This window comes from Macrococcus carouselicus, from assembly GCF_004359515.1.
Lineage (GTDB): Bacteria > Bacillota > Bacilli > Staphylococcales > Staphylococcaceae > Macrococcus > Macrococcus carouselicus.
In genome coordinates this window covers 41,834-65,890 of sequence record NZ_SCWD01000005.1, presented here as the reverse complement: position 1 = coordinate 65,890, position 24,057 = coordinate 41,834, and the positions used below count along the sequence as shown (strand labels likewise).

General features: G+C 44.0%; 22 protein-coding genes, 6 tRNA genes, 2 rRNA genes and 1 pseudogene. 23 read left to right on the top strand and 8 right to left on the bottom strand.

Going from position 1 to position 24,057, the window contains the following annotated elements; genetic code table 11:
* From ERX40_RS09870 to rocF, 9 genes are all read left to right on the top strand, one after another.
* Positions 1-125 (top strand): 23S ribosomal RNA (locus ERX40_RS09870); the annotation flags it as partial.
* 111 nt (positions 126-236) lie between these two features.
* Positions 237-351: ribosomal RNA gene (gene rrf / locus ERX40_RS09865) — 5S ribosomal RNA — on the top strand.
* Between the two features lie 15 nt (positions 352-366).
* Positions 367-441, top strand: a tRNA-Asn gene (locus ERX40_RS09860).
* Positions 442-513 (top strand) — tRNA-Glu (locus tag ERX40_RS09855). It begins immediately after the preceding tRNA gene.
* Between the two features lie 4 nt (positions 514-517).
* A tRNA-Val gene (locus ERX40_RS09850) sits at positions 518-593 on the top strand.
* 31 nt (positions 594-624) lie between these two features.
* A tRNA-Tyr gene (locus ERX40_RS09845) sits at positions 625-708 on the top strand.
* Positions 709-712: 4 nt separating this feature from the next.
* Positions 713-787 (top strand) — tRNA-Gln (locus ERX40_RS09840).
* Positions 788-790: 3 nt separating this feature from the next.
* Positions 791-863, top strand: a tRNA-Lys gene (locus ERX40_RS09835).
* A 170-nt stretch (positions 864-1,033) separates the two neighbouring features.
* Positions 1,034-1,939, top strand: coding sequence for an arginase (rocF, locus tag ERX40_RS09830; RefSeq protein WP_133418334.1), 906 nt, complete (start codon positions 1,034-1,036; stop codon positions 1,937-1,939).
* Between the two features lie 28 nt (positions 1,940-1,967).
* Here the strand turns inward: rocF and ERX40_RS09825 are convergent, their stop codons facing one another.
* Positions 1,968-2,438 carry an ArsR/SmtB family transcription factor gene (locus tag ERX40_RS09825; protein WP_133418333.1) on the bottom strand — a complete coding sequence of 157 codons (471 nt, stop codon included), beginning with the start codon at positions 2,436-2,438 and terminating at the stop codon, positions 1,968-1,970.
* Between the two features lie 184 nt (positions 2,439-2,622).
* Between ERX40_RS09825 and ERX40_RS09820 the strand changes: the two genes are divergently transcribed.
* Genes ERX40_RS09820 through glmM form a run of 4 tightly spaced genes read left to right on the top strand, consistent with a single transcriptional unit; the run spans position 2,623 to position 7,034 of the window.
* Positions 2,623-3,891, top strand: a complete 1,269-nt coding sequence (locus ERX40_RS09820) for a helix-turn-helix domain-containing protein (RefSeq protein ID WP_133418332.1) — start codon at positions 2,623-2,625, stop codon at positions 3,889-3,891.
* Positions 3,892-3,922: 31 nt separating this feature from the next.
* Positions 3,923-4,741, top strand: a complete 819-nt coding sequence (gene cdaA, locus ERX40_RS09815; protein WP_133418331.1) for a diadenylate cyclase CdaA — start codon at positions 3,923-3,925, stop codon at positions 4,739-4,741.
* Positions 4,728-5,666 (top strand): CdaR family protein, encoded by a 939-nt coding sequence (locus ERX40_RS09810; RefSeq protein WP_133418330.1) that lies wholly within the window; start codon positions 4,728-4,730, stop codon positions 5,664-5,666. Before cdaA ends, ERX40_RS09810 begins: the two co-directional genes overlap by 14 nt.
* A gap of 21 nt (positions 5,667-5,687) precedes the next feature.
* Positions 5,688-7,034 carry a phosphoglucosamine mutase gene (gene glmM, locus ERX40_RS09805; RefSeq protein ID WP_133418329.1) on the top strand — a complete coding sequence of 449 codons (1,347 nt, stop codon included), beginning with the start codon at positions 5,688-5,690 and terminating at the stop codon, positions 7,032-7,034.
* 121 nt (positions 7,035-7,155) lie between these two features.
* On the opposite strand, the gene ERX40_RS09800 is transcribed toward glmM, so the two are convergent.
* The 4 genes from ERX40_RS09800 to ERX40_RS09785 form a co-directional block, all read right to left on the bottom strand.
* Complete coding sequence (locus ERX40_RS09800; protein WP_133418328.1) at positions 7,156-8,286, bottom strand: mannitol-1-phosphate 5-dehydrogenase; 1,131 nt, start codon at positions 8,284-8,286, stop codon at positions 7,156-7,158.
* Complete coding sequence (locus ERX40_RS09795; protein ID WP_133418327.1) at positions 8,286-8,720, bottom strand: PTS mannitol transporter subunit IIA; 435 nt, start codon at positions 8,718-8,720, stop codon at positions 8,286-8,288. The genes ERX40_RS09800 and ERX40_RS09795 overlap by 1 nt, the downstream gene beginning before the upstream one ends.
* A 16-nt stretch (positions 8,721-8,736) precedes the next feature.
* Positions 8,737-10,746, bottom strand: a complete 2,010-nt coding sequence (locus ERX40_RS09790; RefSeq protein WP_133418326.1) for a BglG family transcription antiterminator — start codon at positions 10,744-10,746, stop codon at positions 8,737-8,739.
* A 62-nt stretch (positions 10,747-10,808) separates the two neighbouring features.
* The gene (locus tag ERX40_RS09785; RefSeq protein ID WP_133418325.1) at positions 10,809-12,329 is read right to left on the bottom strand and encodes a PTS mannitol transporter subunit IIBC; all 1,521 of its coding nucleotides are present in this window, start codon (positions 12,327-12,329) and stop codon (positions 10,809-10,811) included.
* 222 nt (positions 12,330-12,551) lie between these two features.
* On the opposite strand from ERX40_RS09785, the pseudogene ERX40_RS11475 reads away from it, so the two are divergent.
* Together ERX40_RS11475 and ERX40_RS09770 are read left to right on the top strand one after the other, a co-directional pair.
* Positions 12,552-12,866 (top strand): annotated as a pseudogene (locus ERX40_RS11475) (DUF3784 domain-containing protein).
* 112 nt (positions 12,867-12,978) lie between these two features.
* Positions 12,979-13,500, top strand: a complete 522-nt coding sequence (locus ERX40_RS09770; protein ID WP_133418322.1) for a hypothetical protein — start codon at positions 12,979-12,981, stop codon at positions 13,498-13,500.
* Positions 13,501-13,631: 131 nt separating this feature from the next.
* Here ERX40_RS09770 and ERX40_RS09765 read toward each other — a convergent pair whose 3' ends face one another.
* The gene (locus ERX40_RS09765) at positions 13,632-14,033 is read right to left on the bottom strand and encodes a hypothetical protein (protein WP_133418321.1); all 402 of its coding nucleotides are present in this window, start codon (positions 14,031-14,033) and stop codon (positions 13,632-13,634) included.
* A gap of 560 nt (positions 14,034-14,593) precedes the next feature.
* Here ERX40_RS09765 and ERX40_RS11340 point away from each other — a divergent pair.
* A complete protein-coding gene (locus tag ERX40_RS11340; protein ID WP_341777490.1) occupies positions 14,594-14,911 on the top strand; it encodes an Ig-like domain-containing protein in 318 nt (105 codons plus the stop codon).
* Positions 14,912-15,370: 459 nt separating this feature from the next.
* A complete protein-coding gene (gene glmS / locus ERX40_RS09760; RefSeq protein WP_133418320.1) occupies positions 15,371-17,173 on the top strand; it encodes a glutamine--fructose-6-phosphate transaminase (isomerizing) in 1,803 nt (600 codons plus the stop codon).
* 42 nt (positions 17,174-17,215) lie between these two features.
* Here glmS and ERX40_RS09755 read toward each other — a convergent pair whose 3' ends face one another.
* Together ERX40_RS09755 and ERX40_RS09750 are read right to left on the bottom strand one after the other, a co-directional pair.
* The gene (locus ERX40_RS09755) at positions 17,216-19,012 is read right to left on the bottom strand and encodes a TcaA second domain-containing protein (protein WP_133418319.1); all 1,797 of its coding nucleotides are present in this window, start codon (positions 19,010-19,012) and stop codon (positions 17,216-17,218) included.
* An 11-nt stretch (positions 19,013-19,023) separates the two neighbouring features.
* Positions 19,024-19,842: a zinc-ribbon domain-containing protein gene (locus tag ERX40_RS09750; RefSeq protein ID WP_133418318.1), complete on the bottom strand. Its 819-nt coding sequence runs from the start codon at positions 19,840-19,842 to the stop codon at positions 19,024-19,026.
* A gap of 201 nt (positions 19,843-20,043) precedes the next feature.
* Between ERX40_RS09750 and isaB the strand changes: the two genes are divergently transcribed.
* The 6 genes from isaB to trhA all read left to right on the top strand — a co-directional run bounded on the left by isaB (position 20,044) and on the right by trhA (position 23,604).
* Entirely contained in the window at positions 20,044-20,547 is a 504-nt protein-coding gene (gene isaB / locus ERX40_RS09745; protein ID WP_133418317.1) for an immunodominant staphylococcal antigen IsaB family protein, read from the top strand.
* A 174-nt stretch (positions 20,548-20,721) separates the two neighbouring features.
* Complete coding sequence (locus tag ERX40_RS09740) at positions 20,722-21,216, top strand: NUDIX domain-containing protein (RefSeq protein WP_133418316.1); 495 nt, start codon at positions 20,722-20,724, stop codon at positions 21,214-21,216.
* Positions 21,213-21,716 carry a DNA topology modulation protein gene (locus tag ERX40_RS09735; RefSeq protein ID WP_133418315.1) on the top strand — a complete coding sequence of 168 codons (504 nt, stop codon included), beginning with the start codon at positions 21,213-21,215 and terminating at the stop codon, positions 21,714-21,716. Before ERX40_RS09740 ends, ERX40_RS09735 begins: the two co-directional genes overlap by 4 nt.
* Positions 21,717-21,768: 52 nt before the next feature.
* Positions 21,769-22,026, top strand: a complete 258-nt coding sequence (locus tag ERX40_RS09730; RefSeq protein WP_133418314.1) for a hypothetical protein — start codon at positions 21,769-21,771, stop codon at positions 22,024-22,026.
* 24 nt (positions 22,027-22,050) lie between these two features.
* Positions 22,051-22,878, top strand: a complete 828-nt coding sequence (locus ERX40_RS09725) for an MBL fold metallo-hydrolase (protein ID WP_133418313.1) — start codon at positions 22,051-22,053, stop codon at positions 22,876-22,878.
* 60 nt (positions 22,879-22,938) lie between these two features.
* Positions 22,939-23,604, top strand: coding sequence for a PAQR family membrane homeostasis protein TrhA (gene trhA, locus ERX40_RS09720; RefSeq protein ID WP_133418312.1), 666 nt, complete (start codon positions 22,939-22,941; stop codon positions 23,602-23,604).
* The last annotated feature ends 453 nt before the right edge of the window (positions 23,605-24,057 follow it).

The following is a 24,057-nucleotide window of genomic DNA, read 5'->3' as shown; positions in this document are numbered from 1 at the left end:
CTCAAGATGAGATTTCCCAACTTCGGTTATAAGATCCCTCAGAGATGATGAGGTCAATAGGTTCGAGGTGGAAGCACAGTAATGTGTGGAGCTGACGAATACTAATCGATCGAAGACTTAATCAAAATTCGGAAAGCGCAGCGAAGCTGCAGCTGGACAAAAAAGATTTTTTATCGGTCTCGCTTGGCAATCACTTCTTCTTACTTATCTAGTTTTGAGAGTATATTCTCAATCTGTCTGGTGACGATGGCAGAGAGGTCACACCTGTTCCCATACCGAACACAGAAGTTAAGCTCTCTAGCGCCGATGGTAGTTGGACTTACGTTCCGCGAGAGTAGGACGTTGCCGGGCAATTTTTTTCATTTATCCACAGTAGCTCAGTGGTAGAGCTATCGGCTGTTAACCGATCGGTCGTAGGTTCGAGTCCTACCTGTGGAGCCAGGCCCCTTGGTCAAGCGGTTAAGACACCGCCCTTTCACGGCGGTAACACGGGTTCGAATCCCGTAGGGGTCATATTGGAGGATTAGCTCAGCTGGGAGAGCATCTGCCTTACAAGCAGAGGGTCGGCGGTTCGATCCCGTCATCCTCCACCATTTTAAATGTAAAATAAATACATATAAAGCTGGAGGGGTAGCGAAGTGGCTAAACGCGGCGGACTGTAAATCCGCTCCTTCGGGTTCGGCAGTTCGAATCTGCCCCCCTCCACCATTCTTGGGGTATAGCCAAGCGGTAAGGCAACGGACTTTGACTCCGTCACTCGTTGGTTCGAATCCAGCTACCCCAGCCATTAGAGCCATTAGCTCAGTTGGTAGAGCATTTGACTTTTAATCAAAGGGTCAGAGGTTCGAATCCTCTATGGCTCATCTTAAACCACATCCTGTTGGATGTGGTTTTTTGTTATACGCTTATTCATATGGAAATTAATAGAATTTTATGCATCAATGTATAATTTCATTGTTTTTGCTCGGTCAGTCGTTTAGAATAAAGTTATGAGAACGTTTTCTTTACTAATAAACAAAAGGGGATTTATATCGTGAATAAAACAATTGAAATTATCGGAGCGCCTAGTGCATTCGGTCAGCGCAAGCTTGGGGTTAATATGGGACCAGAAGCTATGCGTTATGCAGATCTGGTAGAACGTCTTGAAAGTTTAGGATTAACAGTGGATGATAAGGGAAATATCGCGAGTCCTGCAATCGACATGAAAAAGTATCGCAGTGAACAGCAAGGTGGACTGCGTAACCTGCCAGAAGTCGTGGAATTCTGTGAGACACTATGTTCTGAAGTAGATGCTACGATTGCGGATGGTAAGTACCCGCTTGTCATCGGAGGAGATCACTCCATTGCTATGGGGACGATTTCAGGTGTGAAGAAGCACTACAATAATCTTGGGGTTATCTGGTATGATGCACACGGTGATTTAAATGTAGCGGAATCTTCACCGTCCGGCAATATTCATGGCATGCCGCTGCGCGCACTCATCGGCGAGGGACATCCTGACCTGGTCAACATCGGAGGCTACAAGGATAAAGTTAAAGTAGAGAATATCGTGCTGATTGGTATGCGAGACCTTGATGCGGGCGAGAAAGCTTATATCAAAGAGGCAGGTATTAAAACGTATACGATGTCTGATATCGATAGACTGGGAATGGCTCAGGTCATTGAGGAGACGCTTGAATACTTGAAGGATACGGACGGTATTCACCTCTCACTGGACGTCGATGCCCTTGATCCAGTTGAAACACCAGGGACTGGTACAACAGTGCCGGGAGGGATCTCTTATCGTGAAAGCCATCTGGCACTTGAGATGCTGCATGACTCAGAACGTATTACTTCCATGGAAATCGTTGAAGTGAATCCACTGATCGATATTCATAATAAGACAGCCAATCAGGCAGTGGAGCTGCTGGTGACTTTCTTCGGTGATAAATTATTATAATAAACAAGAGCGGCCCTAGGGTCGCTCTTTATTTGTCTACAGGCTCGATGTGCACTTCGTAATGACTGTCAGCAGACTTGGAGGAAGCTTTCTTCAGATACTTCTTCAGTTCTTTCTTGAACTGAGGCAATTCGTTCTTGTCAATCTGTAGTTTGAGTTCTTTCGCAGAAGATTTTGAGGTTTTTTCTGACTTGTCTGTTGTCTGACTGTCCGTATGGAACTGCAGCAGATAAGGTGCCGGAATAAATTCTTCTGCTGTCGGTGCATAGAACTTCTGAATAATACTGATTTTCTGTTCTGTCTTCACAATCTCTATAAAACCGTATTTCTCCATCTCACGTAGATGATAGTGAATCTTTGCGCGGGGTATCTCCAGCTCATCAGCAAGCTGCTGTCCTGTCTTGGGTGTTGTATAGAGACATTCAAGTAGCTTAATGCGGAAGGGATCGCTGATGCACTTCAGTTGAGCCAGATTATCAATCAGTAAAATATCCTGCATAAGAAACTCCTTTTTATACATTGATACTTAATTATTGTCCTGTTTACAACAGATGTCAACTTTCTACACGAATAGAAATATTTATCCCCGTAAAGGTTAACTCATAATTAGCAAAAAAATAAAAAACGATGATAACTTTTCATTGTTAAATATTATATACTAGTAAAAAAGAGGGGGTTACCTAATGGTTGGACAACGTGTGAAAGAATTAAGGAACGCAGCAAACATGACGCAGCAGGAACTGGCAGAAGGTATTATTTCAAGAACTTACTTAAGTCTGATTGAAAAAAATACTGTCCATCCGTCCACAAACGTGCTGAAAAAACTGAGCGTGAAGCTGAATTGTACGCTGGATGACTTCACAATAACGGCATCTGAACGTAATTTGAGTCTGCTTGATATCAAAAAAGAGGTCAAATGGGCTGAGAACAACGTAAAGTCAGAAGATTATTCGCGGCTGGATGAGTTTGTCGAGAAAGATTACCAGCTGCTGGAGAGCATCACTGAATATGAGCGCGGAGCTACATACTGGGTCCGTGCAAGTTATTACTTCAGCAAGGATGACTTCGTCTCTGCACGTGAAGAGATTATGAAGGCGCTCCAGGTTGTAGAAGGACTGAGAGAGGTCAATCTCTACTTAAGGTGTCTGATTCTATTGTCACGTATTGAATTTGAGGAAAATCATACGGATAAGGCGATCAGGCAGCTGACAAAAGCAAATAACGTCACCATTTATGAGAACATTTCGAACACAGTGCGTGTGTCTATCCTTGTCTATCTCGGTGAATATTATCGTCTTATGGGTGAGAACTATGTCTCTATCAATTTCAATGAAGATGCGCTGGCTCTGAATAGAAAACTCAATACGCATCATAAGGGAATGGATATCGAGAATTCACTTTTCAAGGCGAACTATGGTATCCGCAACTATGAAGAGGCCGAAAAACATATCCGCCGTGCTATTCAGTATGCAGATTTAAGCGATAATCCCCTGCATTGTGCAGGTACACGTACGAATCTTGCTATCCTGAAGATTAAATTGAAACAGTATGACGAGGCATGTGAAGAGATGGAGAAAGCGAATAAAATCGTTGAAGAGCATCAACTGGATTCTCCTTTCATTCTGACCATCAAGCTGCGCTATGCTCAAGCACTTGCTATGCGTGGACAGGTGGCTGAAGGCAGAAAGATTATAGAGGAGAATATCGAGGAGGACTCTGCAGGATTCGGCCATGAAATCATGGGTGATATCTGTGTAATGGAAGGCCATATGGAGAAGGCAGTTGAGTACTATCTGAAATCCACTGAGGCTAAAGAGGAACCGCTATTCAAAACAAGACTCTATCCGAAGCTCGCAGATCTGTATCGTCGCATCGGTAAAATTGATAAATCATTGGAATATTATGAAAAAAGTGTGCACTTCTATGATGAACTCGTCACTGACATGATATAATAAGTAGGAGTTTGAGCGTGGAGGAGATGCAATGTTTTTTTTAGATTCATTAGGCAATCTGAACGGCCTTAAAGTCCTCAGCGGCATCCTCGACCTATTGATTGTCTGGTATGTTCTTTATTTAATCATCAATGCCATTAAAGGCACAAAAGCCATACAGCTACTCAAAGGAATTCTGTTCATTCTGATCGGTAAATATGTCAGTCAGCTGCTGGGACTAACCACAACGACAAGATTATTCGATTTCGTCCTTGAATGGGGTTTCCTCGCTGTCATTGTGATATTCCAGCCTGAACTCAGACGAGCACTTGAACAGTTAGGGCGAGGAAGTCTGTTTAAGAGGAATTCAGTACAGAACATCAATCAGAGTAAACTGACGGATGATATGGTGAAGTCAGTCCAGTATATGGCGAAGCGTCGTATCGGGGCACTGATTGTTATCGAGAAATCGACCGGACTGCAGGACTATATCGAGACAGGCATTCCGATCTATGCGAATATATCGTCGGAGCTCTTGATCAATATCTTCATTCCCAACACACCGCTCCATGACGGGGCGATGATTATACAAGGCGACAAAATCGCAACAGCAGCAAGCTATCTCCCGCTGTCTGATTCAGCTAAAATACAGAAGAGTCTTGGCACGAGACACCGGGCTGCTGTCGGAATCTCGGAAGTATCGGATGCTTTTACCATTGTTGTCTCAGAGGAGACGGGCGCTATTTCTGTCACCTATAACGGACGACTGCGCAAGGAAGTATCGCTTGAAGTATTTGAAGCATTGCTGACAGAACACTGGTTCAGCTCACACCTGGAGAAGAAAGGTGGCGATGATAATGTTAGAGACTAAATGGGGACTCAGAATCATTTCCTTTGTACTGGCACTGCTCTTATTTCTGTCAGTGAATGATGTCTTTAATACATTTGTCACACAGGAACAGTTGAGTCAGACTGATTCAGTTGTCATCCAGGATGTGCCTGTTGAGACTATATACGATAAAAAGAATCTATATCTGTCCGGTGCACCACAGACCGTTAACGTCAAGATAGCCGGTCCGCAGGCTATCGTTAAAAAGACTGAAAGTATGATGGATTTCACCGTTAAGCTTGATCTGTCGAAAGGGCTTGTCGGAGACCATAAAAAAAAGTTCCAGGTTGAAGGCTTATCTGAAAAGCTGGATTATGAAGTGATGCCGGAGACAGCCAATATCACGCTTGCTGAGAAGGTCAGCGTCACGCATGCAGTGGAAGGTGAAGTGAATCCGAACAGACTGGCAACAGGTTATGAGCTTGTTGAGAAGCAGGTTGATCCGACGCAGGTGACCATCACCGGCAGCAGTGACGAAGTAGCTAAGATTGCCTATGTCAAAGCGACTTTGAATGAGAATACAAAGCTGTCAGAGACGACTACTGAGGAAGCGGAAGTAGGAGTCTTTGACAGCAATCTGAATAAGCTGGATGTCACGGTGAAACCCGCTAAGGTGAAGGTCATGATGAAAATTCAGCCGTCATCTAAAGTGGTGAGAATCGTACCGGTCACTTCAGGGCAGCTACCCTCAAGACTGAAGCTTGAAAGTATCACCTTATCAGATGAAGAGGTCGAGCTGCAGGGCAAGCGCTCTGTCCTGGATGGTATCGGAGATATAGAAGTTGCTGTCAATCTGGACACGATCACCTCAGATACCACACTGAAAAAACAGATTCCATTACCGAGCGATGTCTCAAGAGTCAACCCGAAAGAAGTTACGGTTAAAGTGGATGTCAGCAAAAAATAAACTTAGAGGAGTTATTAAATTATGGGTAAATATTTTGGAACAGATGGAGTAAGGGGAGTAGCGAACAGCGAGCTTACACCGGAGTTCGCTTTTAAATTAGGACGGTTCGGAGGATTTGTACTTGCTCACGGCGGACATGATAATCCGACTGTTCTGGTAGGACGCGATACGCGTATCTCTGGTGAGATGCTGGAGGCGGCGCTTGTAGCAGGTCTGCTGTCAACAGGGGCTGAAGTGATGCGTCTCGGTGTGATTTCAACGCCTGGCATCTCTTACTTGACACGTGAACTGGAAGCACAGGCGGGTGTCATGATCTCCGCCAGCCATAATCCGGTACAGGACAACGGCATCAAGTTCTTCGGTTCAGATGGGTTCAAATTGACCGATGACCAGGAAGCGGAGATTGAAGCGCTGATTGATGCTGAGGAAGATACTGTCCCACGTCCGACCGGTATTAGCTTAGGCCATACATCTGACTACTTCGAAGGAGGCCAGCGCTACTTAAGCTTCCTGAAATCAACCATTGATGGTGACTTAGAAGGACTGAAGATTGCGCTTGACGGTGCACACGGCTCTACTTACTCACTCGCGCCATTCCTCTTCGGAGACTTAGAAGCGGATACAGTGACAATGGGTTGCAGCCCTGACGGTAACAATATCAATGACGGCGTCGGTTCAACGCATCCGGAGGCACTGGCTGAACTCGTTGTTGAATCAGGCAGCGACTTCGGACTTGCTTTTGATGGTGACGGCGACCGCCTGATCGCAGTGGACGAAAAAGGTCAGATTGTTGACGGTGACCAGATCATGTTCATCCTTGCACAGGCAATGAGCAGACGGGGCGAACTGAACGATAACATGGTGGTCTCAACAGTCATGAGTAACCTGGGCTTCTACAAAGCATTGGATGCGTTTGAGATTCAAAGTAACAAGACAAAAGTCGGCGACCGTTACGTGGTAGAAGAAATGCGCCGTGGTCACTATAACCTCGGTGGCGAACAGTCTGGCCACATCGTCATGATGGATTACAACACAACAGGTGACGGCTTGCTGACAGGTGTTCAGCTGGCATCGATCATCAAACAGTCAGGACAGACCTTGAGCGAACTGGCGGGTCAGATGACGAAATATCCGCAGCGATTAGTCAATATCCGTGTGACTGATAAGCATGCGGTTGAAGACAATGCGGACGTCGCTGAAGCGATCAAAGCAGTCGAAGAAGAAATGAACGGCGAAGGCCGTGTGCTCGTACGTCCGTCAGGTACAGAGCCGCTTGTCCGTGTCATGGTCGAAGCTAAGACAGAAGAAGATGCAGAGCGCTTTGTTCATAGCATCGCTGACGTTGTGAAAGAGAAAATGGGATTATAATAATTGAAGATGACCCGCAGAAGATGCGGGTCGTTTTTTTATGGCTTGAATAAAGGCCAAATCCTTGAGAAATCCATCCATAACGAAAAGACCGTATCAACACGATACGGTCTCAACAAAACTAGTTATTCTCTTTATCAAACAATAGGGCGTTATATCGTTCTTCTATTTCTTTTGCAAGTGCGCCTTCAACTTTAGCATAATGCTGCAGGAATTCAGTGATGCCTTTTTCCTGGATAAAGTTATTCTTCTCTACAGCTTCTGGATCCTGTTCATCAGAATAGCGCAGTAAGTATGCTGCCATATCAACTAATGCGTCGTGTTTTCTGCCTTCTTCTGCAAGATAAGCGAGTGGCTTCACTACACGGTCTTCCGGGCTGATTTTACGCAGCGGTGAACGGCCGACACGGTTTAACGCGTCTGATAAGTATGGATTCTTGAAGCGGCCGATGATTTTCTCGACGTAAGCGGCCTGTTCTGCAGCAGTGAAGTCATAGACAGTCGTTAAGTAGTCACTTGTTTCAGCAAGCACTGCTTTCAACTGCTCGACAAGCTCTGCATCTTTCATTGCTTCATCTACTGTTGTATAACCTTTATAAGTGCCGAAGTAAGCGATGAACGCGTGTCCAGTATTGACAGTCAATAGTTTACGCTCAATGTATGGATGTAAATCTGAGACATATTTCACGCCGTCAAGCTTGTCGCCTGTAAAGGCGTCTTCTTCGATAACCCATTCAAAGAACGGCTCAACCATAACGTCCAGTGGATTGTCCTGCTTCTGAAGCGGCACGATACGGTCAACTGCTGAATTCGGGAAGTGAATATGCGCACCAAGTTCGCCCGTGATCGCAGTGACTGCTTTTTTCAGCTGGTCTGTCGCCATAATCGCATTCTCACAGGCAACGATATTCAGCGGCTTGTCAGCTGTCCGCTCTGTCAGTGATCCTGCGATGCTTTTAGCGATGATCGGCAGGATGTTGACACCGACTGCTGTCGTGATTAAGTCTGCGTCTTTAATAGCAGCTTGCAGCTTGTCTGTATCTGTCATGCTGTTGATACCTTTGACGCCTGAGACGTGCTGACGGGACTTCGCTTCTTCAGCGATGATGACGTCATATTCCTGTTCTTTGTTGATCAAATCAATCATCTCAGCGTTGACATCGACAAACGTAATGTCATAGTCGTTGTCATATAATACTTTACCGATAAAGCCACGGCCGATATTGCCGGCACCGAAATGGACTGCTTTCATTACAGTTCGACCTCCCCGAAGATTGCGTTGATTTCGTCAGCTGATTGAGCCTGAATGACACGGTCAACGTTCTCTTCATCTGAGAAGACGATAGCGATCTGTGATAATAAATCTAAGTGGTCGCCGTCTTTACCAGCGATACCGACTACGACTTTAACTATGTTGCCGTCCCAGTCGATGCCGTCAGGTGCGTGCAGTAACGTAATGCCTGTTTTAATCACTTCAGTTTTTGCTTCGTCAGTACCATGAGGAATCGCCAGGAAGTTACCCATATAAGTTGACACGATAGCTTCACGGTCTTTCATCGCCTCGATGTAACCTTCGCCTACTGCACCGACTTCAACTAATTGACGGCCTGCTGCTTCGATGGCTTCTTCTTTCGTTGCGAGCTGCTGGTTCATTAAAATATTTTCTGTTGGGATTAAATTTGACATGTTTTCTTCACTCCATTTAGTAGATTAGTTGTGTGACTTGCTGCATTAAAGCTTGTTTCATATGATTAACGACAAATGATCTGCTGCCAAATAATTTGTCTGGTGACTCCAGATGGTTCATCAATAGTACACTGAATTCGCTGACAAGCGGCCGTAACCGCGTGTCTTCCGGCAGCAGCATAATCGCGAGATACCGGACAGGCTGCATGTCGTCATCCATGTTTTTAGCGGTAACGGGCTTAGCCAAGGTGATTAACGCAATGCCCGGGCGCTCAATCAATGGATGGACGAGGTGAGGGAGCGCAATCTCTGAACCGGTTATCGCAAACCCCTGCGCGTCTTCTCGTTTGCTGATGACAGCAAGCAGTTCCTCGCTGGCGCTTGTAATATGCTGTGCTGCCACATAATCCGCGATTGCGTCTTCCAGCGTCAGGACATCTGTCTCGTGGAAGTAAAGCGCATCAATCAATGCATGACCTTCGACGACGAACGGGACGACCGCGTCATAAATGTCGAGATTGACAACATGCGTCTCTGTCTGCCGCTTCACTGTAGGAGATGTGAAAATCTGCGCCAGAATCTGCTTGTCGGATGCAGGGAGCAGTGGATTGACCACTGTATAAGGCTGCTTGATATCCAGACCGACCGTCGAAATAATATGGTCAAACTGGTCCAGCGCAATCGACTTCAGTTCACTGACCGAAGCCTGACGGGCGACAGTGACATTCGGGAAGTTCTGCTCGATCTGGTTGGACAGTATTCTGCTTGTGCCAATACCACTCGTACAGACGACGAGCACATGCTCTTCTTCAGCGGCTTTCATAGCACCGCCGAAATGCAGCACTACGAAGGCGACTTCCCCGTCCGGAAACGAATGGTCAGGGAATATCCGGGCGAGAGCGCTGCTCACTGCTTCAAATAACACCGGATAGTCCGCCTTGATCATAGCTGTCAGCGGGTTATACGTTTCTATACCACCGGACAGACGATTCAAAGCAGGTACAAGGTGAAGAAGAATGCCTTCCCGGAGCACCGTGTTGCCTTCAAAGTCATTGCCGGTCAGCCGTTCAACATGAGCGATCAGCTGTTCGGCTTCCGTCGTAATATCAATCGCTGTCTCACTTTCATCCGCCCGGCGTTTCGCCCCGCGCAGATGCATCGTGATGAAGACGACTTCTTCAAGGTCAAAGTCTACGTTGTAGACATGAGATAATGATTCAGCTAAATTTTCTGCGACCTTGAATTCAGGAGTCACGCGCAGCGCCTGAATGAGCTCTTCGTTAATCGTCACCTGCTCGCCGTTACGGATGCGTTCAATCGCCAGGACGATATGAATCGTCAGCGTCAAATACGACGTTTCCATTAGTACGTAAGGAAGTTCAGACAGCTCGTCCATCAGCAGCCGCTCGACATTGAAGATCTGATTCATATCCACAATATCAAGCAGCTTCTCATCATTTAATGTCTGATAAACGAAGTGGTCTTCGATGACCGAGTAGACGCTTGTTGAATTCAGCCTCTCAAGCATGAGATCTGCGAGCAGCTGACGCTTATTGACTTCACCGCCGGACAGCACGAGCCCTTCACCGCGCTTTTTATGGAGCTCGAGGTGATAGTGGGTGAGATCTGCTTCAAGCGCTGAGAGCTCCTTATTCAGCTTGTTGATGGAAATGCCGATTTCGCTTGCCAGACTGTAGAGCTTGACGGGGTCCTTTGATTTAATCAAGGTGTACAAAATGATGACTTTCCGTTCATCCATCGACAAGTCTAAAACGTCCATCGCATCGAGCTGGTCGGTCAGCTGATTGAAATAATCGCTGTTCCCCTCGATGCGCAGCCCTTTATTAGGAAGGCGGAGCAGTTCAAGGCCGAAGCGGTCAAGTGTACGCTCGACAAATTTAAGCTCCCGGTGAATCGTCCGGCTTGAGACACCGAGGTCCTGGGCGATCTGGCGAATCGTCAAAAAGGAGCGGGGGTTCTTCAGCAACGATTCGATGATTCTCTTCTCGCGATTACTGATCTGCATACCCCCACTCCTTTCAAAAATTATTCAGTTAAAGTGTATTACTTGTATCGCTAATTGTCTAATTATTGGTCTTTCTTTAAGTTAGCGATCAGTTCATCATAACGCGGTGAATTTAAGAAGTTATCCACTGAAATATGGATCGCATCCGGCACCTGCTTAATCGCGCGGTCAGTCAGAACTTTCTGTGTGATAACAAGCTGAGCATCTTTAGGTAACTGATTGATTGCTGAGTTCGTGACTTCAGCATTGATGCCTGCTTTCTTGAACTTATTGCGCAGCATACCCGCACCCATCGCGCTTGAACCCATCCCTGCATCACAAGCAAAGATGACTTTGCTGACGTTTGAGTAATCATGCGCGCCTACGTTCTCTGTATCGTATTGATTCAATAAATTCGGCTCAGTTGTTTCGTCTTTATCGACTTCGACAACTTTCACACGGTCAGAAGTTGCAGCACCTGCTGCCGCGTCAGTCAATGCACCGGCAACAGAAGATTTTTTACCTTTCGTTGCTTCCATTTTTGCTGTTGCTGCTGCTAAATCTTCTTCGCCTTTATCTTTAGAGAATTTAAGAATTAATGAACCAACGATGAATGATACAAGCGCTGCGCCGAGGACACCCATTAACATTGTGAGTAAGTCGCCTTTAGGTGTTACTAGACCATAAGCGATGATAGAACCTGGTGCAGCAGGAGACTGAAGACCAAATCCTGTTGCTGAGAAAATAGCAACTCCTGTCATTCCACCTGCGATTGCTGCGATAATCATTGCAGGTTTCATCAGTACGTATGGGAAGTAAATTTCATGAATCCCACCGATAAAGTGAATGATCAAAGCACCTGGTGCAGTTGCACGTGCTGATCCTCTACCAAAAATCATGTAAGCAAGTAAAATACCAAGACCTGGTCCTGGGTTAGACTCTAATGTATAAAGAATAGATTTCCCTGCTTCTGCTGCTTCAGCAGTTGCAAGTGGTGTTAATACACCGTGGTTGATCGCATTGTTTAAGAATAATACTTTAGCAGGTTCAATGAAGATTGAAGTTAATGGAAGTAGACCGTGTCCGACAAGGAACTCGACAGCTGTTCCAAGAATATGCATCAACCATTCAACGATTGGCCCTAAAATGTAATAAGCGAAAATCATTAATCCAAAAATCAAGAAACCAGCTGAGAAGTTGTTGATGAGCATTTCGAAGCCTGTTCTGATTCTCGGCTGTAATACTTGGTCAATTTTCTTCATCAACCAGCCGCCCAGTGGACCCATGATCATCGCACCAAGTAACATAGGTGTGTCAGGGAATGCGGCAATGATACCCATTGTTGCTGCTGCACCGACGACACCGCCGCGCACGTCATGGACGAGCTTACCGCCCATGAAAGCAATCAATAATGGAATTAAGTATGTGATAGAAGGTCCGACAATCGATGCCAGATCTTTATTAGGAATCCAGCCTTTTGGGATGAATAATGCAGTTAGTAATCCCCATGCGATGAAAGCTGCAATGTTCGGCATGACCATGCTGCTTAAAAAAGAACCGAAAGCCTGAACTTTGCGTTGAAGACCACTTTTTTGTTCTGCCATATGTTTCTCTCCTTTGAAAAATATATTTTTTATACTGTCTTCATGTTAATCCGTTATTGAGTCTTACACAACACATACTAAACTTAAGTTTGTCACGTGCATTGATGACAAGTTGCCGCATGATACCGCCGGAACTCGTAATTGCTAGTTAAACTTTGAAAACTGTTTTATGGAAAATAAGATAAAATTAAAGAGGATATTCTAAAGAACGGAGGGAACTACATGCCGCTTATATTAATGATCATCATATTACTCTTTCTTATACCGCTTGCTGTTATGTTTTCAATGGGGAAAGGTGCGATGCTGATTGCCGGCTACAATACGATGAGTAAAGATCAGCAGAGCTAATATGACAAGAAGAAATTATGCCAGGGTACGGGCAAGTTTTTGTTTATTGTCAGTGCAGAAATCATTGCACTCTATTTAGTCACCAACTTCGGACCAGAGTGGGGAGCATATGTTCTGTTTGTAGTCATTTTTATAAGTACGATTGGATTCAATAGTTACATGTTCAGAACAAAAGCTTATAAGAAATAGATGGAATTTTTTACAATTATATAATGGATGTCCTATTAATTGCACGATGGATATACAATATCTATGGTGGCGGATAGATATAAATTCAACCTAGTTATAAGGAGATGTCACAATGCTGAAATTACCGAATATAACTGACATAAAGATTATTGAACAGAGGACAGAAGGAACGTTCAATTACAACGGAATCAAATACGGATCCACTTACAGTGAAGTGCTTGAGCAACTAGGCAAATGTCCTGCTGAAGAGTCTTCTGATTATCCGACGTCATTTAGCTACGACTATGGCGATCAGGACCATTCAGTTATCTTGTCGTTTTCGGGAAAAGAGAAGTGGAAGAAGAAAGACTTCATACTATTATCATTTGATTACAATCATTTAGACGAGACGATGAATGTTGATACAAAGGCGATACGCAAATTATGGGGCAAGCCTGAGAAGACATGGAAAGATCAGCCTGACTGGGATGATAACGGTGAGTTTAAGACATATCGATACCGCTATGGCTATACCTATATGTACTTCAATAAAGATAAGAAACTGTTTGCGATATCGTATTATGATAAAAAGCTGATGCCTCTACAATGGTTCCGTCTGGCGTCAGTAAAGGCTTCGCAAAATAAAATAACGTGATTGATACTAGAATAACAGCAATAATAACAATTTTACCTATGATATTTAACGTCTCATTTTTCATAAAATCACCTCATAAAATGATAATAGCATGTTACTTATATAAACGTGTCAAGAGATAACACCCACACTTAACTTTTCCAGTACTCAACCTCCCCTGCGATTTTTTTCATCCCCCTATACTGAAAGAATGAAATCAGCGTCATTAAAAATAATGTATACCATGGATCAAATGTGGCATTGTGTGTGACAAACGCAATGGTACAAAAGACAACAGTGACCAGGATGTAATAGGCGATTGTTAATAATATTATGGTTTTTAGTTTTTTGAAGTTGCTGGGTGTGCTATGCTGCTGAAAGTGATAATGTGAAATCATCTCAAAATAATTGAAAATTAATAGACCCGCTAATACAACATATAAGTAGCGCGCGTTGAGCTGTGATAGACTATTACTAATAAAAGGCAGCACAATCAATATTGCGATGAAAAAAGCTGTCGTTAGAATAAACTTTAATCTTAATTCTTTAGGCATGTCCTCACTTCCTTCCAGTTATTAAATATAGTATAAACTGTAATATCACCCATGTATATCATTTAACTATGATTAAATTTCTCAGTACATGTACGTTAAATTTTCTCTGTTTATTAATCTTATTGTCCACTTATCGGCGTATGCTCGTTTTTGTGATGCAGCGCACGCAATTCTGTCAGACGGGTGGCTTTTGAGATATTTTTGTACAAAAAACAACAAGGTGCTCATCGCTATTATCATTCAATGAATCGGGCTATAAGTACTAACGGCGCTTAATATTATTTAGCTGCTGTTTAAATCATTTCACTGATTGTCATGATTATTGATTCAGTTGTTTTTGGTATTAGCTATCTTAATCTTTGGTTGTGCGACAGGGACGTAGTATCGTGCAAGCGAGCGGCTGTTGGATCATATATGGCAGCGTGAGGCTCACGTAAGTCCAAATGGTGTCTGCCGGATAAGACTGCACTTAGAAACAATACAATAAGCGGTAAGTTACTTCCTGTTCGTCAGAAGATGAAAGAACTTACAGTAGGTGAAGACTTAAAGACTGACTTCGACTGCACATAGGCAACAGATTTGACTATAGAGGTACAAGAAGTGCTTCTGTCACGACGACTGTCATCGATAAAATAGCGCCGGCTCCTGCCACTGCCAACAAGATGACCACTCAATCGACCAGTGTATCTGGCAAAGGTGAGAAGGATGCGATTGTGGAAGTCTATAAAGGTAAGACTAAATATGTGACAGGCAAAGTCTCATCTAATAATAGTTATTCAATTAAAATAGTGAAACAGAAGAAAGGGACTGTATTGACTGTCTATCTGAAAGACAAGGCCGGTAATAAGAGCAGAGGGATTACTGTCAAAGTTTCGTAGAACTTAGGTCAACCTAGACAAACAGCAGATAACCTGGATTTTTTGCCTTCACTATTTTAGCGTATAGTAACTAATTAAACACTTCACAGACTCATATAGTCGAAAAAGCCCGGAAATCTCCGGGCTTTTTTCCATGTGAGGAAATGCGACATGCGAGTTGCAGTGAAACATATACTCCATCCTTGTTTGAATTATGAAAAAATAGTACAATTAATAAAGTTTAGCAGAACAGGAGGATTAAAGGAGTAATAAGGGATACAGCGCCAGAACAGTGAACACTGTTGACGAGGAGGATGGTCATCGAACTTTCGGCGGATGCCATTCCGGATATGCTTGTTCGACAGCTGAATGTTAAACCTGCCAGGTGACTGGTCGTACAAAGACGTCAGCAGAAGCAACTACGCTAAACTAACGAGCGACACACTATTAAAATATACGAATTAATCGGAGGAAATGAATATGTGCGGTATCGTTGGATATATTGGAACTGAAGACGCAAAGGAAATTCTACTTAAAGGACTGGAGAAACTCGAGTACCGCGGTTATGATTCTGCGGGTATCGCAGTGCGTAACGGCGAAGATGTCCGTGTATACAAAGAAAAAGGCCGTATCGCTGAACTGCGTAAAGTTGTCGATTCATCATTTGAGACATCTACAGGTATCGGTCATACGCGCTGGGCGACGCACGGCGTGCCTAACCATACAAACTCTCATCCGCATCAATCAGAATCAGAGCGATTCACTTTAGTGCATAACGGCGTAATCGAGAACTATGAACAGCTGAAGAAAGAATACTTAACAGGTGTGACACTTACTTCTGATACAGATACAGAAGTCATCGTGCAGTTAGTTGAATTCTTCTCTAAACAAGGTTTAGACACTGAGAAAGCATTCGTTGAAGTGCTTAAATTACTTCACGGTTCATATGCACTCGGGTTACTTGATAAAGAGAACCCTGACGTAATCTTCGTTGCTAAAAACAAATCCCCTTTACTTGTCGGTCTGGGTGAAGGCTTCAATGTTATCGCAAGTGATGCGATGGCGATGCTGCAGGTAACAGATACTTATGTTGAACTGACTGACGGCGAAATCGTTCTTGTTGAGAAAGACAAAGTGACTATTAAAGACGCTGATGGTAAAGAAATCAGCCGTAAACCTTACAAAGCTGAAATCGATGCATCTGATATCGAAAAAGGCACTTATGCACATTACATGTTAAAAGAAATTCACGAGCAGCCAGGTGTGATGCGTAAAATCATTCAGAAATATCAGGATGACAAAGGCGAACTCATGATCGATAAAGATATCGTGAAAGCAGTGCGTAAAGCTGACCGTATCTACATCGTTGCCTGCGGTACTTCATATAATGCAGGTCTTGTCGGTAAAGAGTACTTAGAAAAATGGGCAGGTGTACCGGCTGAAGTACATGTGGCTTCAGAATTCGTCTACAACATGCCGTTATTATCGAAGAAGCCATTATTCATCTTCATCTCACAATCTGGTGAGACGGCAGACAGCCGTGCCGTACTCGTTGCGATTAAAAAGCTTGGTCACACTGCCCTGACAGTGACAAACGTACCAGGCTCAACATTATCTCGTGAAGCGGATCATACACTCATCCTTCATGCAGGTCCTGAAATCGCTGTAGCTTCTACTAAAGCCTATACAGCACAGATTGCAGTACTCGCGATCCTTGCGCAGGTAGTCGCGAAGGATGCTGGTATGAAGTCAGACATCGACTTACTACCTGAACTGGCGAAAGTGACAGCTGCCATCACAGCGGTTATCGATGACGCTCATACAATTGAAGGCTTTACGACTGACTTCTTGGAGACCACTCGGAACGCATTCTTCATCGGACGCGGTATGGACTTCTATGTCGGTGTTGAAGGTTCACTTAAATTAAAAGAAATCTCTTACATTCAGGCAGAAGGATTTGCCGGCGGAGAATTGAAGCATGGTACAATCGCACTGATTGAAGAAGGGACACCGGTTATCGCACTTGCGACACAGGAAGCGGTCAACTTATCAATCCGTGGTAACGTGAAGGAAGTAGTCGCACGTGGTGCTCATCCATGTATCATCACGATGGCAGGCTTAGAACAGGATGGTGACACATACGTCATCCCTCACGTTCACGAAATGCTGGCACCGCTTGTATCAGTTGTTGTCACTCAGCTCTTAGCTTACTACGCAGCACTTCACAGAGGCTGTGACGTTGACAAACCACGTAACTTAGCGAAATCAGTAACAGTAGAATAAGAGCAGAAGACCTCTTCAGAAATATTTCTGAAGAGGTCTTTTTTAATTGGTGTAACCGCTGTTCACTTGTTCACCGTCACCATTATATTCGATGACGTAGCCATCTGGCTGGATATCGTATGATTTAATAGCATTGCCATCTGCATCGAATATACCGAATCCCCAGCCTGTGTCATTCTTTTCAGGTGCACGAACTTCATTGGAACCTTCGTCAAATGAACCGTCAGCGAAGTCTAACGCTGCCTGTTTAGCTTCTGCAGCATTGGTGACGACATCCTCCTCTGATGCTGTTTCTTCATCAGCATTTTCAGTTGAAGTTGTCACTGCGGCACCGTTCTTCCAGGGATCAGTTGCACGTTCATCACGCTGATAGATATATTTCAGGTCGTCGTCATCATCAAAGACGAAGACAAGGGCGAAGCCGTTGATCTTGCTGTCCATGAATGAAGCGGATTCTCCGTAATCATCCTGACCTGAATGAATGAAGCTGCCGAATTCATCAACGATCTCTTCTTTAGAAGTTGGCCATGAAGGAATGATCATAATGCGTTCGACTTTATCCTTTTTATCATAATCGATAGCGATGTCACCGTATTTTCTCATGTCATCTTTTGTGCTGTCGATAAGTGAAGAGTCCTCTCCCAGTAATTCCTCGACTTCATCTTTTGTCATGCCCATCTTGATATCACGATAGCCATCAAGCGCATTAGTATGAATGAAATCTTCATTGAAAGCATCAGAATTGATATCGACACTTCTTCTATCACTTTGTTCTTCAGATTGTTTTATTTCCTTCTCGAAGTTAGCCGATGATGCATCAGAAATTTCTTCTTCATTAAATGACAGCATGACCAGCTGTTCCTCATCGCTTTTTTCAGTGGTTACAGACTCAGTTTCTGTTTTGAAAGTCTCATCACCCAACTTTCCTTCACCTTTGATTTCGAGCGTCTGGTCGATTTTAAAAGGGCCGACTTTATATGCACCGTAGCTTGATGTCTGCAGTTTCGCTTCTTTGCCGTCAATCATGACTTTATATGAATCCTCATCAAGTTCATAACCATTCTCAAAAGAAACAGTCAGATAGGTAAAGTCAAAGTCTTCAGTTACTTGCTCACTTTCGCTCATCAGGGCATTCAGTTTGCCTTTGAATTCGGTTTTATCAACGGTCTTCGTTGCATCGAACTGATAATCACCCAGTGTGAACATGCCGACTTCAGATGGATTGTTAGGCTCAGTCTCGATGTTATGTTCCTTACCTTCTGCTTTGAACTTCACAGTAGAGAAGTCATTGCCATACAGTTTCATCTTCTGCTTTGGAATAGAGAAAGTGTAATTTCTGAACAGCCCCATTTTTCTGCCTTCCTCTGTAACTCTCATCACATGGGAATCATCCAGATAAACGGATGCTTCAGGCAGCTTTGTCTGTTCTAGACTTTGAACAGATGTTTTAAGATTTGTGTTGAAGCTGCGATCGGTATCCACGGCTTTCATATATTTGATAAAGGCATTAGCTTCCGGCTCTGTAAGCTTTTTGCCGTCACTTGTGATAAGATTGCTTATCTCTTCACTGTTACCACTCGTTACAGCTGCTGCTATCTTATCGGCCTGATTGGTCACTGAAAACTGACTTTCGAGTAATTTATAGACGCCGAACAGAAGGACAAGCGCAGCCAGACTACTGATGAGCAGTATTTTAAGAGAACGTGACATCGGTTGTCCCGGAATCGTTTCCTGCCTCATCTGAACGGTTTCCGGCTGCTGATTGACAGCGGTGCCGCACTGCGTACACACTTTTTGATTTTCCTTGACCTCAGCACCACAATTTCTACAGAATTTCATATTCTTCCTCCTTAGTAACCATTAAATGAATTGAACATACCATCCAGCAGGCTACCAGAGGCAGCAGCGAATGCACGTGTTATAGATGTAATAGTGGATTCACCGAAAATGATGAATGCCACACTGATTGCAAGAATGTAAATAATAATCGTATAGAAACTGGGAATGCCCGGCTGAACATGTGAGGAATACTTACCGATCAGATATAATGGCGAAAAGGCGAATAGTACTGCACTGATAAAGATGATACCTAATCCGAACGTGTAAGAGTAAAGGATAATCAGTAAGAGGCCGGTCAGAAAGATAAGAAAGGAGAAGCTGTTGATTAAGACATAATCTGATAGTACTTTCTTGAAAGTCAGAGCTGGATTGATAGCGAATCTGGCTAGTAGAAAAGTTGCTGCGATAAAGACAGCAATGAAAATCAGCAGGCTCATAATGAACTTAAAAATCATACCTGTCTTCGAAATACCTAAAGCATTTATTTCACTCGGCAGCATGATAAAGAGGAAAAGTGCGGCAATCAGTAATCCAAGTCCAATCAAAATAACGGAGAGCAGGGGACTGAAGTGGTTGGGTTGAGCGAAAGCTTGATCATGATTTTTAAAAGCCTGGGAGAAGAATGTTTTTCCTTCGTTAACAAGAACACGAGACTGGCTGTTTAACTGTTCCTTATTAATGATAGGGGTTTGCTGGATATGAACAGTCTCTGGCTGATGAGTCCTTACTGCTTCCACATGTTTTTGCTCATCTTGCTGAATCTTTGCCCCGCATTCGCCGCAGAAACTATCATTCGGACTCACTGTATGACCACAATTTTTACAAATCATTTAATTACCCCCAATATGTAAGTTACAGACATTATATAATAAAAAGTTCACTATTTGGTCAAAATTGTGTAATATTTTTTAAAAAATACAATAATGTAATATAAGTAGATAACTTTATAAGTAAATATAAAAATTTTTGTAAAATGAAACTGAAAGGTCTATAATAACGGAGTAGCACCAAATAGATTAGGAGTGATTCAAATGAATAAATGGAGCAGAATGATCGGAGCAGGTATGATTGCTTCAACTATAGTAGCTGGAACAGTCGTTGCTGAACAACCGGCCCATGCGAAAACGGCAACTGCCCAAAAGCCATACTACAACTACAATGGTTATACACAATACGATGGGACATTTGTGACAAATAAATACTTTGTCTCAGCATTGAAAAATGAGAACTTCACACTCAATGGTTACAAAGTAGCATCAGACGCTGAAGTGGGTGGAGAAGGACAGAAATCAAAAGTCTATGACACAACAATTGTCAAAGACAATCGTGGTAAAGTCAGCACAATCGAGTTTCCGGTGAAAAAAGGCACAGTATCAAAAGCAGCCTTCCTGAAAGCACATAAAGATAATAAGTTAGTCAGAACAACGACAAATAAAGTAGGGGAAACATTCCTCAAATATGAAACGAAAAATGGCGGTTACTTTGCAGCATTTGATGCGAAGGGGTACCTGACAGTCGTTTCAATCTATAGCTGAAAAGCATAACCGGAGCATAGCGCTCCGTTTTTTTTGTATGGAGAAGGTGCTGGTCTCTGTTGAGCAGTAAAGAGAGCAGCTCTCAACTGGGATGGAAGCTTGAGCAACAACATTATTTTCTACCCATCCTTGGGTTATGTATAATAGGAGAACGACACATTAAGGGGGGCAATTATGGAAATCTGGGATGGGTATGATAAAGAACTAAAGAAAGCCGGCGTAGACCTTATAAGAGGAAATCTGATACCTGATGAACTCTATCACATTGTGGCGGAGGTAGTGCTGCGTCATACAGATGGCTCTTTTCTTGCGATGCAGCGAGACTGGAACAAGCGAGGAGGAGGTCTATTTGAAATCACGGCTGGAGGAAGTATTCTGAAGGGTGAGGAGATTGAAGCAGGCGCTGTCCGTGAACTCCAGGAGGAGACGGGAATCAAAGTGGAGTCACTCAGCCCTCTTTACAACCTGACGAGTGATGTCAATCAGACGCATTACTTCGGTTACTTAGCGTACACTGGTGCAGCAAAAGACAGTGTCACTTTACAGGAAAAAGAGACGATTGATTATAAATGGATTGCTGAAGCTGATATGGCGAATTATATTCTGTCAGACGAAGTGGTGTTCAGCACTAGAGACAGAGTGTGGCCCAATCTGGAGCCGCTGCTATGAGGAGAATCATGATCATCGGTTCTGGTGGCTCAGGCAAATCGACCCTTGCCCGTCAAATCGGACACAAACTGAACCTACCGGTACATCATCTGGATGCATATATGTGGAAACCAAACTGGGAGCTTTCTTCAAGAGCGGAGCAGCGGGAGATTCAGTCACAGCTGATGAAGGATGATAAGTGGATTATCGATGGCAATTATTCAGGGACGATGGATATACGTCTAATGGAAGCGGACACTGTTATCTTCCTCGACATCAGTCGGCGCATCTGTACATATCAGGCGATTAAGCGCTTCTTGCAGAATCGACATACGGTCCGACCGGATATGGCTGAGGGCTGCATCGAGAAAATTGATCTGGAATTCCTCTCTTGGATCTGGAATTTCCCAAGAAATAAAAAGCCGGCAATCCTAAAGAAACTGAATATGCTTAACGATAACAAAAGAATCATCATTCTGAAATCCCCTCAGCAGATAGAAATCTTTCTTAACTGTCTCTAACTTCACCTAAAAAGGGTATAACTAATGGAAGACAGGTGAAGGGGGTTTTTTCATGGCACATTTCGATGGCTGGGATATTAAAAACGAAACGAAATTTCCGGATGACAAAATTGCGAAGCTTGAAGACAGTATTATCGTTACAGGTGATGTTTCAAGACTTGAAGACGGCATGCTTTCCATTCAGGAGATCGGGTCTGTCTCGGCTGTAGAGCATGACGGTGAGATTGAATACGAAGAGACAGATAGTGATGACATTTATTTTGTGATTGATGAAGGAGCTCAGACTGTAATAATCAGAGAAGACAGATAATCATACGATAAAGGAGAGAACTCAATGAACTATGGTAGCGACTATAAATCGATTCCGATGACATCTATTGCGACGGGACATACAACAGAGGTCAAGTCAGGTGTCATTCAGCACACACTGCAGATGGTGAATATCTTCCTTGTTGAGAACAGTGACAGCACATTTGTCCTGATTGATGCGGGAATGCCGAAGAAAGCAGAGGAGATCGTCAGGCTTGTTGAAGAACACTACGGCAAGGCTGCAAAACCTCAGGCAATTCTGCTGACACACGGTCACTTTGACCACGTCGGTTCTATAATCGAACTTGTCGAGAAGTGGCAGGTGCCTGTCTATGCGCATACACTTGAACTGCCGTTTCTGACCGGTGAATCAAGCTATCCGGATGCCGATCCGACTGTTGAAGGCAGTTCAGCTGGGCGTCTGTCATTTCTCTTCCCGAAAGAACCGATTAATCTGATGACACACGTACAGGCACTGCCACAGGATGGCTCAGTTCCTTACCTTCCTGATTATAGATGGCTGCATACTCCGGGTCACAGTCCGGGTCACGTCTCCTTCTACAATGATAAGGAAGGCCTGCTAATTGCAGGCGATGCCATCACAACGACAGATCAGGATTCCCTCTACAAAGCAATGAGTCAGAAGCTGGAACTGAACGGTCCACCGAGATATTTCACACCTGACTGGCAGGCAGCGAAAGAATCCGTGCAGAAACTGAATGCCCTGAACCCTGAAATTGTAGTGACAGGGCACGGCATGCCAATGGCGGGGGAAGAACTCGGGAAGAAACTCAAGGATCTTGCCCGCAACTTTGATACACTGGCAAAACCGAAACACGGCAAGTACGTATAATTTCGTCATCCCCTCTGAATCATGATAAAATAAATGCAATAATCATATAGAGGTGAAACGATGGCAATAACTAACAGCTCATATAATTTCAGAGATATACGTGCGCTTAAATTAGGGGAGGAGATCGGGAACTCCGTCTCTCATGGTGTTCCTGCATTTCTCATCTTATTCTCGCTGCCTTATTTCGCGGTGAAGACGTATCTGATGGGCGGCAGCGTGCTGTCACTCGGAATATCCGTCTTCCTCATCAGCATCTTCCTGATGTTCCTGTCGTCATGTGTCTATCACCTGATGCCGGCAGATTCTATGCACAAATATGTGATGCGTATCATCGACCATAGTATGATCTATGTCGCGATTGCCGGTACTTATACACCGGTCGCTCTCAGTATCGTCGGCGGTACATTAGGCTGGACGATTATGATCATCCAGTGGATCGTCACAATCGGCGGCATTGTCTATAAGGCGACAGCGAAGAACGTCAATCCAAAAGTCAGTCTTACCCTCTATCTGGCGATGGGCTGGCTCGGTATCATTCTATTCCCGAGTCTCGTCACGAAGGTGAATCTCACGTTCATCATCTTACTGGTGCTTGGCGGTCTCGCCTATTCAATCGGCACATGGTTCTATGCACAGAAATCACGCCACTATTTCCATATGATCTGGCATTTCTTTATTCTGTTCGGTGCCGCGTTCCATTTTATTGCATTATTATATTTCATCTAAAAAACACTCGGTTACACAATCGAGTGTCTTATTTTGTTGCGCTGGATGATGATCACCATCAGCAAAGGCAGAATGACTGCTGTGAATACAATGATGAATAACAGATACACAGGTATCAGCCATCTGAACTGAATGTCCGGCGGAAAGACAGTCTGCTTTGGGCGCTCGCCGGGTTGAGCCTAAGAAACCCAAATATGCTGAAGGCAAATCGCTGAATCTATGGCAGATTCAGCTTGTTCCAATAGAAAACCGTGCGCTCTTAAGTCGTTGACGGTATTATCCGGTATTTTCTCTGTCGCTGCAGATAAGGGGTGCTGATGGATGCCGTCCGTCAGTTCGGTGACCATCCGGACCTTGATATCGTCTCACTCAATCCGTATATATGCGCGTGTCTGACGATGAACCGCATTTCGCCTGGTGTCTGAATAAGGTTCTGGCAGAGGACTTCAGCAA